Annotated in this window: 11 protein-coding genes and 1 tRNA gene; 7 read left to right on the top strand and 5 right to left on the bottom strand. The window is 39.0% G+C overall.

Annotated elements, in window-relative coordinates:
* Positions 1 to 130: 130 nt before the first annotated feature.
* Positions 131 to 1,396, top strand: a complete 1,266-nt coding sequence (locus tag H6F62_RS06695) for a cysteine desulfurase (RefSeq protein ID WP_190371636.1) — start codon at positions 131 to 133, stop codon at positions 1,394 to 1,396.
* 270 nt (positions 1,397 to 1,666) lie between these two features.
* Here H6F62_RS06695 and H6F62_RS06690 read toward each other — a convergent pair whose 3' ends face one another.
* The 5 genes from H6F62_RS06690 to argF all read right to left on the bottom strand — a co-directional run bounded on the left by H6F62_RS06690 (position 1,667) and on the right by argF (position 5,807).
* A complete protein-coding gene (locus H6F62_RS06690) occupies positions 1,667 to 2,116 on the bottom strand; it encodes a PIN domain-containing protein (RefSeq protein ID WP_137907381.1) in 450 nt (149 codons plus the stop codon).
* Positions 2,106 to 2,339, bottom strand: coding sequence for a hypothetical protein (locus H6F62_RS06685; RefSeq protein ID WP_137907380.1), 234 nt, complete (start codon positions 2,337 to 2,339; stop codon positions 2,106 to 2,108). Before H6F62_RS06685 ends, H6F62_RS06690 begins: the two co-directional genes overlap by 11 nt.
* 89 nt (positions 2,340 to 2,428) lie before the next feature.
* Positions 2,429 to 3,910 carry a DNA phosphorothioation system restriction enzyme gene (locus tag H6F62_RS06680; RefSeq protein WP_190371635.1) on the bottom strand — a complete coding sequence of 494 codons (1,482 nt, stop codon included), beginning with the start codon at positions 3,908 to 3,910 and terminating at the stop codon, positions 2,429 to 2,431.
* A 113-nt stretch (positions 3,911 to 4,023) separates the two neighbouring features.
* A complete protein-coding gene (gene lexA, locus H6F62_RS06675; RefSeq protein WP_137907378.1) occupies positions 4,024 to 4,629 on the bottom strand; it encodes a transcriptional repressor LexA in 606 nt (201 codons plus the stop codon).
* A gap of 257 nt (positions 4,630 to 4,886) precedes the next feature.
* Positions 4,887 to 5,807: an ornithine carbamoyltransferase gene (gene argF, locus H6F62_RS06670; RefSeq protein ID WP_137907377.1), complete on the bottom strand. Its 921-nt coding sequence runs from the start codon at positions 5,805 to 5,807 to the stop codon at positions 4,887 to 4,889.
* 238 nt (positions 5,808 to 6,045) lie between these two features.
* On the opposite strand from argF, the gene H6F62_RS06665 reads away from it, so the two are divergent.
* The 6 genes from H6F62_RS06665 (at position 6,046) to H6F62_RS06640 (ending at position 12,324) form a co-directional block, all read left to right on the top strand.
* Positions 6,046 to 6,117 (top strand) — tRNA-Thr (locus H6F62_RS06665).
* Between the two features lie 572 nt (positions 6,118 to 6,689).
* A complete protein-coding gene (locus H6F62_RS06660; protein ID WP_137907376.1) occupies positions 6,690 to 7,346 on the top strand; it encodes a VWA domain-containing protein in 657 nt (218 codons plus the stop codon).
* A 116-nt stretch (positions 7,347 to 7,462) separates the two neighbouring features.
* A complete protein-coding gene (locus H6F62_RS06655) occupies positions 7,463 to 8,239 on the top strand; it encodes a PP2C family serine/threonine-protein phosphatase (protein WP_137907375.1) in 777 nt (258 codons plus the stop codon).
* A 335-nt stretch (positions 8,240 to 8,574) separates the two neighbouring features.
* Positions 8,575 to 8,796, top strand: a complete 222-nt coding sequence (locus H6F62_RS06650; protein WP_190371634.1) for a hypothetical protein — start codon at positions 8,575 to 8,577, stop codon at positions 8,794 to 8,796.
* 87 nt (positions 8,797 to 8,883) lie between these two features.
* A complete protein-coding gene (locus H6F62_RS06645; RefSeq protein ID WP_190371633.1) occupies positions 8,884 to 9,102 on the top strand; it encodes a hypothetical protein in 219 nt (72 codons plus the stop codon).
* 138 nt (positions 9,103 to 9,240) lie between these two features.
* Positions 9,241 to 12,324, top strand: coding sequence for a hypothetical protein (locus H6F62_RS06640; protein ID WP_190371632.1), 3,084 nt, complete (start codon positions 9,241 to 9,243; stop codon positions 12,322 to 12,324).
* Positions 12,325 to 13,408: the final 1,084 nt, after the last annotated feature.

The following is a 13,408-nucleotide window of genomic DNA, read 5'->3' as shown; positions in this document are numbered from 1 at the left end:
AAAGTGGGGAAAACCCACTAAAAAACCCTCTAAAACTTCTTACCTTCGTGTCCTTCGCTCCTTCGTGGTTCGTTCTTCTTAAATTCTGCCATACTCCTAAATTCTAGTTACTATTTTGAACTCCTTAAATATGACCTTCACCTCTACCAAATCCCTCCCTGATAAAGTCCGCTCCGACTTCCCTATTTTACATCAGGAAGTTCATGGTAAACCCCTGGTTTATCTCGATAATGCAGCTACTTCTCAAAAACCTGTATCAGTCTTAAATGCTTGGCGTGATTATTACGAACAATATAACTCAAACGTTCATCGTGGCGCACATTTTCTCAGCGGCAAGGCTACTGATGCTTATGAAGAGTCCCGTGATAAAATTGCTAAATTCATTAATGCTAAATCACGCCAAGAAATTGTTTACACCCGCAACGCAACGGAAGCCATTAACCTAGTCGCTTACAGTTGGGGAATGCACAATTTACAGCCAGGAGATGAAATTATTCTCTCAGTCATGGAACACCATAGTAATATTGTTCCTTGGCAATTTGTCGCTGAAAAAACCGGTGCAATATTAAAGTTTGTGGAATTAACACCAGCAGAAACTTTTGATTTAGAACAGTTTAAAAACCTGATTTCTCAAAAAACAAAACTGGTATCTATCGTCCATATTTCTAATACATTGGGTTGTATAAATCCAGTTAAAGAAATCGCTGAAATTGCTCACAAATTCGGTGCAAAGTTCTTACTTGATGCTTGTCAAAGTGTTCCCCATACTCCCATTAATGTCCAAGAACTTGATTGTGATTGGTTAGTAGCTTCTGGACATAAAATGTGCGCCCCCACTGGTATCGGCTTTTTATATGGTAAGCTAGAATTACTGGAAGCAATGCCGCCATTTTTCGGTGGTGGTGAGATGATTTCCGAGGTGTATCTAGACCATTCTACCTACGCAGAATTACCCCATAAATTTGAAGCCGGTACTCCTGCAATTGGGGAAGCGATCGCACTTGGTGCGGCCATAGATTATCTTACTAATATTGGTATGGATACAATCCATAGCTATGAATCGGAATTAACCGCCTATTTATTCACCCAATTAGCACAAATACCCCAAATTAGAATCTACGGACCAAAACCCAATGCTCAAGGCGAAGGTAGAGCCGCTCTAGCAGCTTTTACAGTAGAGGGTGTCCACGCTAATGATCTATCTACATTATTAGATCAAGAAGGTGTAGCCATACGTTCTGGCCACCATTGTACACAACCATTACACCGTTATTTAGGTGTAGCGGGAACTGCGCGGGCTAGTTTATCTTTTTACAATACTCGTGAAGAAATTGATATTTTCATCAAAGCATTAAAAGAGACTTTGGACTTTTTTGCTGGTGTCTTCAATGAATAAATTTAGGGTGGGTATTTTCCCACCTTATTTAAATTAATTTAATTTAAAATTATTTTGTGAGTATGATTTTCAGAAAAAATTAATTGCTGAAAAAATGGAAAAATAAATTTACCATGGGTAACTTCCAGAAATAAATCAAAGAATAAATCAAATGTCATACAGTGAATTTACTTTAGATAAAGTTAGAAAAGCTTTTGCTTTAACAATTTTTATGTATTCATTTTATATGTTAATACGCATAGTTAAAAAATGTCAATAAAGTCTATCAACTTAATCTTCATTCTCTAAAGGTAAGATAGTAATTAATTCAGAAAATCTAGCAAAATCGCCTATATTGTGGGTCAGCAACCGAGGAATGCCATAAACTAACATTGTGGCAACTATATTAGCATCATGTACTTGCTTACCGCCAATATTGATTTCTGTCATTAATTTCAATAATCTTTCAGTTACTAAAGCAGTATTTTCAGCAACATGAAAATAACTACTAAAATATTCTACATCAGCTACTAAAGAAGTAATAGGAATTGTTCCAGTTAAATCACTACGTCTTGTCATACCTGATAAATATTCTCGCAAAGTTTGCCGACTAATCCACATTTCTATATCTTGATCAGCAAAATATTGTAATCTTTGTATTGCTTGTGTGTGAAATGGTGATAAAGCTAAATTGCTATAAATCAGAATATTTGTATCTATAAAAACCGCTTTATCTATCATATAAATCTTCTCTACGAAAGGTGAAATTATCAGCAACTAAACCCACAGGATAAGCTGAACATTTAAACCTTTTTGCTTGATTTTTCGCTGCTAATTGCTCTGATTTACCACTTTCATTAAGAACTATAACTACTTGATATTCACCTGCGGGGATATCTGGGGGTAATTGGAGTGTAATTTGTCGCTCTGGGGTAACATTCACAACTGTTTCTATTGTTTTCATTACCTTTTCTCCTCAACAGTATCTACTAAACAGTATCTTACCTTTTTCTGGTACATAAAGTCAATAACTATTGATAAATTTCCCCAAAATTAAATATCCAATAACCCATATCGTTTTTGCAAAGCCAATAACTTCATCCTCGCTTCCCCAGCATTATCCGCTAAATCAGCAAATTCCACAAACCTCTTTAATTCCTTCTTTAATAAATTCCGTTCCACCTCAATAGTTTCCCTATCCAAATCTGGTGGTAAAACAATCATATCAAAAATCGTTGCCCGTTCCTTGCCAGGGTGAGGACGTAAAACCCGTCCCCGACGTTGGATAAATTGACGGGGATTTCCTGAACTTGATAAAATTACTGCGGTTTTAATAGCGGGAATATCCACACCTTCATCTAAACACCGAATTGCGACTAAACCCTGTAATTCTCCACTTTCAAATTGACGACGTAAAATTTCCCTTTCTTCTAATGAAGTGTTTGCTGTATAGGTACTGACTTTATAACCTAATTCTCCCCCCAAAATTTGAGCAACTGCTTTGAGTTGACGCAAAGAATAACGCTCTCCAATTTCTTGAGAACCATCACTACAATAAAACAGTGTATGGGTAGTTCCTCGGCGATTTTTCATTAACTCTTGTAAAGCTGTTAATTTATTTTCTGCTGTGCCAACTAACCGCGCTCTTTGTATTAATAATGATTTAATATCTTCGTTTTCTTCAAAATCTCCTGTCTCCCCCGTATCTCGATCTTTATACAGTAGAGAACGCCCGATTTTTTTGGTTAATTTTAAATAAGCTATACTTTCAAAGTCCGTTAATTCTACTAACACCGGATTATAGATATAATGAACTAATGCACCTTGAGCAATGGCATCTTGTAAATTAAATTCAGGTTGCAAAACTGGACCAAAATAATCTAATAAAGATTGTGTTCCGTCATCATCAAAATATCTTTCTGGTGTCGCTGATAAAGCTAGACGTAAACCCACATTGCGTGGTAAACTTTCCTCTAATTTCCGTGATCCTAAATTATGGGCTTCATCACCAATAATCAAGGTTTTTGGCGGAAAATATTTAAGTTGTGTCTGAAAACCATCACTAATTAAAGTAGAATTAGTGGTAATTACTGTGAGAAAATTTTGAGAACCAGAGGACAAATTATAGATTGCCGTGGAAAGTTGACTTTGCCAACTGCGTAAATTATCAAATGCTAAAATCGGCTGTAAGTTAAATTTCTCACATTCTCTGCCCCACTGGGTAACAAGATGACGATAGGGACACACCACTAACAGGACTTGTAAATCAATTTGCTGATATAATTCATAAGCGATCGCTAATGCAGTAATAGTCTTACCACTACCAGTAGCCATTTTTAATGTTCCCCTGCCATGATTAGTAAACCAGCTAGTCACAGCTTGACGTTGATACTCCCGCAATTGCAGAGATAAAGGCATTTTCGGAAAGCCCGGTAATGGTTGCTTAACTTGATAACTGCCTTTTTTCTCCCCCGCATAAGGTAACTTGAGTTTAAAAGTAAGCAGTTTCGGGGCTGGATTTGGCGTTAAGTACATAAACTGGAATAATTAATGGGTAATGGGTAATTGGTAATGGGTAATTGGTGATCATCAGTAGTCACTTATTTTTATTTGCTTATTTGCCACTGACTACTGACCACTAACATCCTTTAGTTATAATTGCGCCAAATACCCACCAAAGAACCTTGTACCTCCACTTGCACTGCGGGAACTTCTATGGGTTTGTAATCAGGATTTGCCGGTTTGAGAGTGACAAGATCATCATGACGATAAAAACGTTTTAAAGTTGTTCCGTGTCCTTCCACCCTGGCAGCCACAATAGTCCCATTTTTTAATTGATTCGGTTCAGCCACAGGGCGCAAAAATACTACATCACCATCTGCAATCAAATCTTCAATCATACTATCCCCAGCAACCCGTAAAGCATAGCTTTTAGGAGGTAATGATAAATTAGCTAAATCCATAATTTCCACCGCCTCTGTGAACGGTTCTATCAAACCACCTGCGGCAATAGTTCCTAAAATTGGTACACCTTGTTTCACAGGATTAAGTATACGCAGAGTTCTAGCTCTACCTTCGTCCCAGCCAATATAGCCCTTATTGCGTAAATGTTCCAAACGACTTTGCACCGGTGCAGGAGATTTCAAATTCATCCCTTGCATCATTTGGCGAATGGAGGGAGAATGTTGATTCAACTTGATATATTCTACCAACCATTCGTATAGTTCTTTTTGCGGTTCTGTGAGACGTTCCATAGTTTTTTCAGGAAGTAAATAATAAATAAATGCCCATAGAACATTGGTACTACAAAATTCTTCCCTTCACAAGCTTTTATTAAAAATTCATGGTAAATAATAGGCAAGAGGCAAGAGGCAAGAGGCAAGAGGCAAGAGGCAAGAGGCAAGAGGCAAGAGGCAAGAGGCAAGAGGCAAGAGTAAGTAAATAATAATTTCACCCATTACCCATTACCCATTACCCATTACCCATTACCCATTACCCATTACCAATACTGTTATTTTGCCCCAAGAATACTGGCTAGTAAAGCTTTTTGAGCGTGTAGACGATTTTCTGCTTGATCCCAAACTCGTGACTGTGAACCTTCAATTACCTCTTCAGTAATTTCTTCACCACGATGTGCCGGTAAACAGTGTAAAACAATTGCTTCTGGATCAGCAAGACTTAATAACTGTTTAGAAATTTGATAGGGTTGAAAAACAGGAAAACGGTTATTGGCCTGTGTTTCTTGTCCCATACTTGCCCAAACATCAGTATACAGCACAGATGCACCTTTAGCCGCTGCTTCAGGATCATGAGTCAACAAAACCTCAGTTTTATTATTAGCGATCGCTCTGGATTTTTCCACAATTTCCGCATCTGGAGAATATCCCGACGGAAAAGCTATTCTCACATTCATTCCCACCAAAGCACAACCCAACATCAGGGAATTAGCGACATTATTACCATCACCAACATAAGTTAAGGTTAAACCAGCTAAACTCCCAAATTTTTCCTGAATAGTCAACAAATCAGCCAGAATTTGACAAGGATGTTCCAAATCTGTCAAAGCATTGATCACCGGAATTTTCGCATATTTAGCAAAAGTTTCCAACTCCTGTTGGGCAAAAGTGCGAACTGCTAAAACATCCAAATAACGATCTAATACCCTAGCAGTATCCTGGATAGGTTCTCCTCGACTCACCTGAGTTACATTGGGGTGAAGATCAATTACCTGCCCCCCTAATTGGTACATAGCTACTGTAAAACTAACTCTAGTGCGTGTTGAAGCCTTGGAGAATAACAACCCCAAGACCTTTTGACAATGCAGCTTGAGTTTTTCTGACTTAAGTTGAGCAGCCAATTCTAGCAGTTCTTGTAGTTCCCCCGAACTCAGATCCGCTAAACTTAATAAATCTCTGCCTATTAATGCTGTCATGCCTGATTATCTATCATAAAGAACAAATGGTTTTACGCGCCTTCACTTAGCTGTGTTGTGAGGAATACAAAATTGAACTTTACCAAATATTCTTGCATGAATCTACAACATGACCGCTAGTTTTGACTATTTTTGACAAACAGAAAAATATTTTGTTTACCCTCTAGACAAATCATTTACATGAGGCTATAATGTGTAATCGGTGAGGGAATAAAAAATCTTCCCGCCAACACCAACCGCCAGCATAGCACAGTGGTAGTGCATCCGACTTGTAATCGGAAGGTCGCAGGTTCAAATCCAGCTGCTGGCCTTGTTCCTTTTTAAATTCGCACATTATATGTCGCAGTTCGTAAATTAATTTTGCGGTGGTTGTTTTTCAGAGTCAATTTAATGATTCTAAGTTTTCGCAGCTAATTAATGTCGTTGAATAGTTTAAGATTAACTCTCAGCATAATTTATTTACAGCAGTTCCTGGTATTATGAAGTACAGATATTAATAATAAAACTCTTGTGGTGCGGGCATCTTGCCTGCACAGAGTGTACCTCACTCAAAGCTACTTGCTGTATCATCATCATTTAATTATCTCAAAGCTTATATGATTATCAATTCTATAAAACAAGAAATCAGAATCAATAGTGAGAATTTGATAACAACCAGTCTTTTCCGCGATTTATTCCCTTACTCTTTCAACAATACCGCCTTCTGGTGGGCGATCGCACAATTCACATTTTAACGCCAACCTACTTATTAAGATTATAATATGATGGGTATTGACTCTGTAGAAACACTCATGTTAAGCTATGTAATGATTAATAAAATCTAACTTTAAAATCTAATTTAGACATTCTGCATCTTACTTTGATTAACCAGGAGTATCGAAAATGCCAGTAGGAATGCCCGAATTTGTGGAAAACCCGGAAAATCGTTGTCCGGTAATTCTTTTGCTTGACACCTCTGGCTCAATGTCAGGACAACCTATCCAGGAGTTAAATCGGGGTTTAGCAGCCTTTAAAGAAGATGTGATGAAAGATGCTCAAGCCTCTTTAAGTGTAGAAGTGGCTATTGTCACCTTTGGACCGGTGCGACTCACACAAGATTTCGTCACCATAGACCATTTTACACCGCCCAAACTAGAAGCCGATGGTGTCACCCCAATGGGTGCAGCCATAGAATATGCCTTAGACCTATTGGAAAAACGCAAACAATCTTATAAAGATAACGGTGTCCATTATTATCGTCCTTGGGTATTTTTAATTACCGATGGTGCGCCCACAGATGATTGGGGAGGTGCAGCACAAAGAGTAAGAGAAGAAGAAGCACAGCGCCGAATGTTATTTTTTACCGTTGCTGTTCAGGGTGCTGATATGCACAAACTCCGACAAATTGCCCCTCCCGAACGTCCACCAGTGACCCTAAATGGCTTAGATTTTCGGGCTTTATTTGTTTGGCTTTCCACCTCCATGAAACGGGTTTCTAGTGGCAAAGTAGGGGAAGCTGTAGCATTACCACCGGTAGGGTGGGGGCAAATTACAAGTTAAAATAACCTCTCCCTAACCCTCTCCTAGGAGGAGAGGGAAAAGGAATAACATTTAATACTGGAGAGGTTTATCAGAGGGGTTATAAAGTCTAATAAAATATAAAGGATTTATTAATTGTGGGTTGGAAAGCTATAGCGCGTTCTGCGGTGGGAACAAGTCATCAGGGGCAAAAAATACCTTGTCAAGACTGCGGACATTATCGCATTTTTGATGATGTCATTGTCGGCGCAGTTGCTGACGGGGCTGGGAGTGCTAAATATTCTCACTTTGGTTCTGAATTGGCAGTAAAAACTGTAATTAAATGCTTTGCTGATATTAACAAACTTCCTGATCAACAAGGTTTTACTCAACCACTGAATCAAGAAGAATCTCAGGAAGTCTTTACTAAGTTTGTCAAAGAAGTTATTAGGGCATTCAATGAAAAAGCAGATCATAAAGGTTATTCCGTCAGTGATTTAGCTTGTACCCTGTTAGTTTTTATCGCAACTCCCGAATGGGTTGCAGCCATGCAAATTGGCGATGGTTTTATGGTAGTCCGTTGCCAAGATGCAGAATATCAATTATTATTTGAACCAGATAAGGGGGAATTTTTCAACGAAACAACTTTTGTCACTTCAGCCAATGCCCTGGAGGAAATGCAGGTACAGGTAATTTCAGGTAAACAACAGTTTATTTGTGCTTCTACTGATGGATTAGAAAAAGTAGCAATTCGCTTGAGTGACTGGCAACCTCACGCGCCATTTTTTAAACCTTTGGAGGAATATTTGCGAGAAACAGATAAACCAGAAGAAGATGAAAAATATGTAATTGATTTCCTCAATTCTGAGCGGTTAAATTCTCGCACTGATGATGATAAAACTTTGCTTTTGTGTTGTTTTGAAAATCAGATTTAGTAGTCATAATTAAATGATGGGCGGGCAGGAGGCCCACCTCACCAGAGTTATATATTTATTGTGGGATGGGCTTCTAGCCCGTCCTAGTCAACAAGATGAGCGGGCAGGAGGCCCACCTCACAAGAGTTATATATTTATTGTGGAATGGGCTTCTAACCCGCAGAGACAATTAAATGATGGGCGGGCAGGAGGCCCACCTCACAAGAGTTATATATTTATTGTGGAATGGGCTTCTAACCCGCAGAGACAATTAAATGATGGGCGGGCAGGATGCCCACCCCACAAGAGTTATATATTTATTGTGGAATGGGCTTCTAACCCGCAGAGACAATTAAATGATGGGCGGGCAGGATGCCCACCTCACAAGAGTTATATATTTATTGTGGGATGGGCTTCTAGCCCGTCCTAGTCAACGGCAGGATGCCCACCCCACAAGAGTTATATATTTATTGTGGGATGGGCTTCTAGCCCGTCCTAGTCAACAAGATGAGCGGGCAGGAGGCCCACCTCACAAGAGTTATATATTTATTGTGGGATGGGCTTCTAGCCCGTCCTAGTCAACAAGATGAGCGAGCAGGATGCCCACCCCACAAGAGTTATATATTTATTGTGGGATGGGCTTCTAGCCCGTCCTAGTCAACAAGATGAGCGAGCAGGAGGCCCACCTCATAAGAGTTATATATTTATTGTGGGATGGGCTTCTAGCCCGTCCTAGTCAACGGCAGGATGCCCACCCCACAAGAGTTATATATTTATTGTGGGATGGGCTTCTAGCCCGTCCTAGTCAACAAGATGAGCGAGCAGGATGCCCACCTCACCAGAGTTATATATTTATTGTGGAATGGGCTTCTAGCCCGTCCTAGTCAACAAGATGAGCGGGCAGGATGCCCACCTCACCAGAGTTATATATTTATTGTGGGATGGGCTTCTAGCCCGTCCTAGTCAACAATACCATTTGATGTTTATCTCAACCCATCTAATTAAAATCTAATTAAAATTCTATGACAGTTCTTACTTGTGCCAGTACAGGAAAATCAATTACTCTCTTAAAAGAGATTGCTCATAGTGGTGAAGCCAAAATTTGGCGAACTAATGAAAATGGTTATTTAGCGAAAATATACCATTTTCCCACACCTGAACGGGTGCAAAAATTAGCAGTAATGATAGACCACCCACCCACAGAACCAAATTCCCATCTTCATCATGTTTCCTTTGCTTGGCCTAAGTCAGTTTTGAAAAATGCTCAGGGTGATATTATAGGCTTTTTAATGCCAGAAATTAAGAATGGAAAAGAACTTATTGATGTTTATAATCCCCGTCGTCGTCAAACTTTGAAACTAGAGATTGATTGGCGGTTTCTGCACACAACGGCGCTAAATATTGTTTCCATTATTGAAGCCCTGCACGCTGCTGGTTATGTGTTGGGAGATATTAAACCACAAAATATTTTAGTCAATAATCGGGCTTTACCTTCAATTATTGATACAGATTCTTTTCAAGTTAAAAATCCCAACAATAGTAAGGTTTATCGTTGTTTAGTTGGTTCAGAAGGATATACACCACCAGAACTAATGGGAAAAGATTTTGATATTATTGAGCAAACGGAAATACATGATAGATTCCGGTTAGGGGTAATTATCTATCAATTATTATTTGGTGGTAATAGTCCCTTTCAAGGAAAATGGACAGGTGCAGGAGAAACTCCAGAACCTAATGAACTTATCCGTCGGGGTTTATGGGTGAATGGGTCAAATAATTTAATTGTAGCAGCAGCAAGAACAATTCCCCTAGAGATTGTCCATCCAGAGATTCAGCAATGTTTTCTAAAATGCTTTAATGATGGTCATAATTACCCCAATTTACGCCCCACAGCTAGGGAGTGGCTGGAGGCTTTAAGAACAGGGAATGATAATTTAACTATTTGTGGCAGAGTAGACAGTCATTATTATAGTAGAACCTTTGGTAATTGTTATTGGTGCGATCGCTCTACAAATCTTGGTGTTGATATTTTTCCTCATGTTGTCAAAGCAAATTCATCTGCTGTGGTGGAATCAACATCACAAACACAAGTTAATAGTAATCAATTCATAGGAAACCTCCTCCAAACCCTCACTGGTCATTCAAGTTTGGTTTATTCAGTAGCATACAGCCCCGATGGTCAAACCCTGGCCAGTGCGAGTTGGGACAAAACTATCAAACTGTGGAATGTAAACACAGGAAAGTTACTGCAAACCCTCACTGGTCATTCAAGTTTGGTTAATTCAGTAGCATACAGCCCCGATGGTCAAACCTTGGCTAGTGGGAGTGGTGACAAGACTATCAAACTGTGGAATGTAAAAACGGGAAACCTACTGCAAACCCTCAAAGGTCATTCTAACTGGGTTTATTCAGTAGCATACAGCCCCGATGGTCAAACCCTGGCTAGTGGGAGTGATGACAAGACTATCAAACTGTGGAATGTAAACACGGGAAACCTACTGCAAACCCTCAAAGGTCATTCTGAGTGGGTTTATTCAGTAGCATACAGCCCCGATGGTCAAACCCTGGCTAGTGGGAGTAGTGACAGCACTATCAAACTGTGGAATGTAAAAACGGGAAACCTACTGCAAACCTTTGAAGGTCATTCTCACTGGGTTAATTCAGTAGCATACAGCCCCGATGGTCAAACGGTCGCTAGTGGGAGTAGTGACAAGACTATTAAACTGTGGAATGTAAACACGGGAAACCTACTGCAAACCCTCAAAGGTCATTCTGACTCAGTTTATTCAGTAGCATACAGCCCTGATGGTCGAACTCTGGCTAGTGGGAGTAGTGACAAGACTATCAAACTGTGGAATGTAAAAACGGGAAACCTACTGCAAACCCTCACTGCTAATTCTGACTCAGTTTATTCAGTAGCATACAGCCCCGATGGTCAAACTTTAGCTAGTGAGAGTTATGACAACACTATCAAGATTTGGCAGGTTGTAGCATCTATTAATAAAGCACCAGTCCAGCAAAATCCATCTCAGGTTTCACAACCACCAGTTTCTACACTTCAGAGTCAATATGTAATTTTAATGGCTATATTATTTTTAATAATTACACCAGCATTAGTGATATTATCTAAAATCTATTATGATTCATATCCACCAAGTCCCACATCAATTGCAAATTTACCTAGTAGTATCTCTTTAGAAAAAACCCTTGAAGGTCATCCTGACTCGGTTAGGTCAGTAGCATACAGTCCCAATGGTCAAACCCTGGCCAGTGGTGGAGGTGAGGATAAGACTATCAAACTGTGGAATGTAAAAACGGGAAAGCTACTGCAAACCCTCAAAGGTCATTCTGAGGGGGTTACTTCAGTAGCATACAGCCCCGATGGTCAAACCCTGGCTAGTGGGAGTTATGACAAGACTATTAAACTGTGGAATGTAAAAACGGGAAAGCTACTGCAAACCCTCAAAGGTCATTCTAAGTGGGTTACTTCAGTAGCATACAGCCCCGATGGTCAAACCCTGGCTAGTGGAAGTTACTACAGCCCCGATGGTCAAACCCTGGCTAGTGAAGGTGATGATATCAAACTGTGGAATGTAAAAACGGGAAAGCTACTGCAAACCCTCAAAGGTCATTTTAACCAGGTTAGCTCAGTAGCATACAGCCCCGATGGTCAAACTCTGGCCAGTGCTGATGACAAGACTATCAAACTGTGGGATATAAAAACGGGAAACCTGCTGCAAACCCTTGAAGGTCATTCTTACTACTCGGCTAATTCAGTAGCATACAGCCCCGATGGTCAAACCCTGGCTAGTGGGAGTAGTGACAGCACTATCAAACTGTGGAATGTAAACACGGGAGAGCTACTGCAAACCCTTGAAGGTCATTCTAACGCGGTTACTTCAGTAGCATACAGCCCTGATGGTCAAACAGTCGCTAGTGGGAGTTATGACAAGACTATTAAACTGTGGAATGTAAAAACGGGAAAGCTACTGCAAACCCTTGAAGATCATTTTTGGTTTGTTCAGTCAGTAGCATACAGCCCCGATGGTCAAACCTTGGCTAGTGGGAGTAGTGACGACACTATCAAGATTTGGCGGTTAAAGTAGTCATTGATAAGGTTTTATTAGCAATGGTCTATGTCAATAGTCCGTTTAAACCGATTAATTATTTGGAAATTGTTTGTGGTGGTTGTCAGAATCAGGTGGTTATCGAGCGAAGTCGAGATAATAACCAGGATTTAAGGATGTACAGGATTGTTATTTGTAGATTTTCTGTGAATAGTTAATGATGATAATTTATGATTTGGAGGAAAATATATTCTTGATTCTGACAATTTTATGAGAAAAATATATTTTCTATCATTCACAAAAACCTATATTTCCTCAAAAACATCCTGTTAATCCTCTAATCTTGGATATCCTGATTCTGACAATTTTATGAGAAAAATATATTTTCTATCATTCACAAAAACCTATATTTCCTCAAAAACATCCTGTTAATCCTCTAATCCTGGACATCCTGATTCTGACAATTTTATCAGGAAAATATATTTTCTATCATTCACAAAAACCTATATTTCCTCAAAAACATCCTGTTAATCCTCTAATCCTGGATATCCTGATTCTGACAATTTTATGAGAAAAATATATTTTCTATCATTCACAAAAACCTATATTTCCTCAAAAACATCCTGTTAATCCTCTAATCCTGGATATCCTGATTCTGACAATTTTATCAGGAAAATATATTTTCTATCATTCACAAAAACTTGTATTTTCTCAAAAACATCCTGTTAATCCTCTAATCCTCGACATCCTGATTCTGACAATTTTATGAGCAAAATATATTTTCTATCATTCACAAAAACTTGTATTTTCTCAAAAACATCCTGTTAATCCTCTAATCCTGGATATCCTGATTCTGACAATTTTATGAGCAAAATATATTTTCTATCATTCACAAAAACCTATATTTCCTCAAAAACATCCTGTTAATCCTCTAATCCTGGACATCCTGATTCTGACAATTTTATCAGGAAAATATATTTTCTATCATTCACAAAAACCTATATTTCCTAAAAAACATCCTGTTAATCCTCTAATCCTGGACATCCTGATTCTGACAATTTTATCAGGAAAATATATTTTCTATCATTCACAAAAACCTATATTTCCTAAAAAACATCCTGTT

Source organism: Anabaena sp. FACHB-1391 (assembly GCF_014696755.1).
Lineage (GTDB): Bacteria > Cyanobacteriota > Cyanobacteriia > Cyanobacteriales > Nostocaceae > Dolichospermum > Dolichospermum planctonicum.
This window is presented reverse-complemented; position numbering and strand designations above follow the sequence as displayed.

Excerpts from the sequence above, each read along its gene's own strand:
- H6F62_RS06695 (WP_190371636.1), top strand. The coding sequence starts at position 131 with ATGACCTTCACCTCTACCAAATCCCTCCCTGATAAAGTCCGCTCCGAC.
- H6F62_RS06690 (WP_137907381.1), bottom strand. The coding sequence starts at position 2,116 with ATGATAGATAAAGCGGTTTTTATAGATACAAATATTCTGATTTATAGC.
- H6F62_RS06685 (WP_137907380.1), bottom strand. The coding sequence starts at position 2,339 with ATGAAAACAATAGAAACAGTTGTGAATGTTACCCCAGAGCGACAAATT.
- H6F62_RS06680 (WP_190371635.1), bottom strand. The coding sequence starts at position 3,910 with ATGTACTTAACGCCAAATCCAGCCCCGAAACTGCTTACTTTTAAACTC.
- lexA (WP_137907378.1), bottom strand. The coding sequence starts at position 4,629 with ATGGAACGTCTCACAGAACCGCAAAAAGAACTATACGAATGGTTGGTA.
- argF (WP_137907377.1), bottom strand. The coding sequence starts at position 5,807 with ATGACAGCATTAATAGGCAGAGATTTATTAAGTTTAGCGGATCTGAGT.
- H6F62_RS06660 (WP_137907376.1), top strand. The coding sequence starts at position 6,690 with ATGCCAGTAGGAATGCCCGAATTTGTGGAAAACCCGGAAAATCGTTGT.
- H6F62_RS06650 (WP_190371634.1), top strand. The coding sequence starts at position 8,575 with ATGATGGGCGGGCAGGATGCCCACCTCACAAGAGTTATATATTTATTG.
- H6F62_RS06645 (WP_190371633.1), top strand. The coding sequence starts at position 8,884 with ATGAGCGAGCAGGAGGCCCACCTCATAAGAGTTATATATTTATTGTGG.
- H6F62_RS06640 (WP_190371632.1), top strand. The coding sequence starts at position 9,241 with ATGACAGTTCTTACTTGTGCCAGTACAGGAAAATCAATTACTCTCTTA.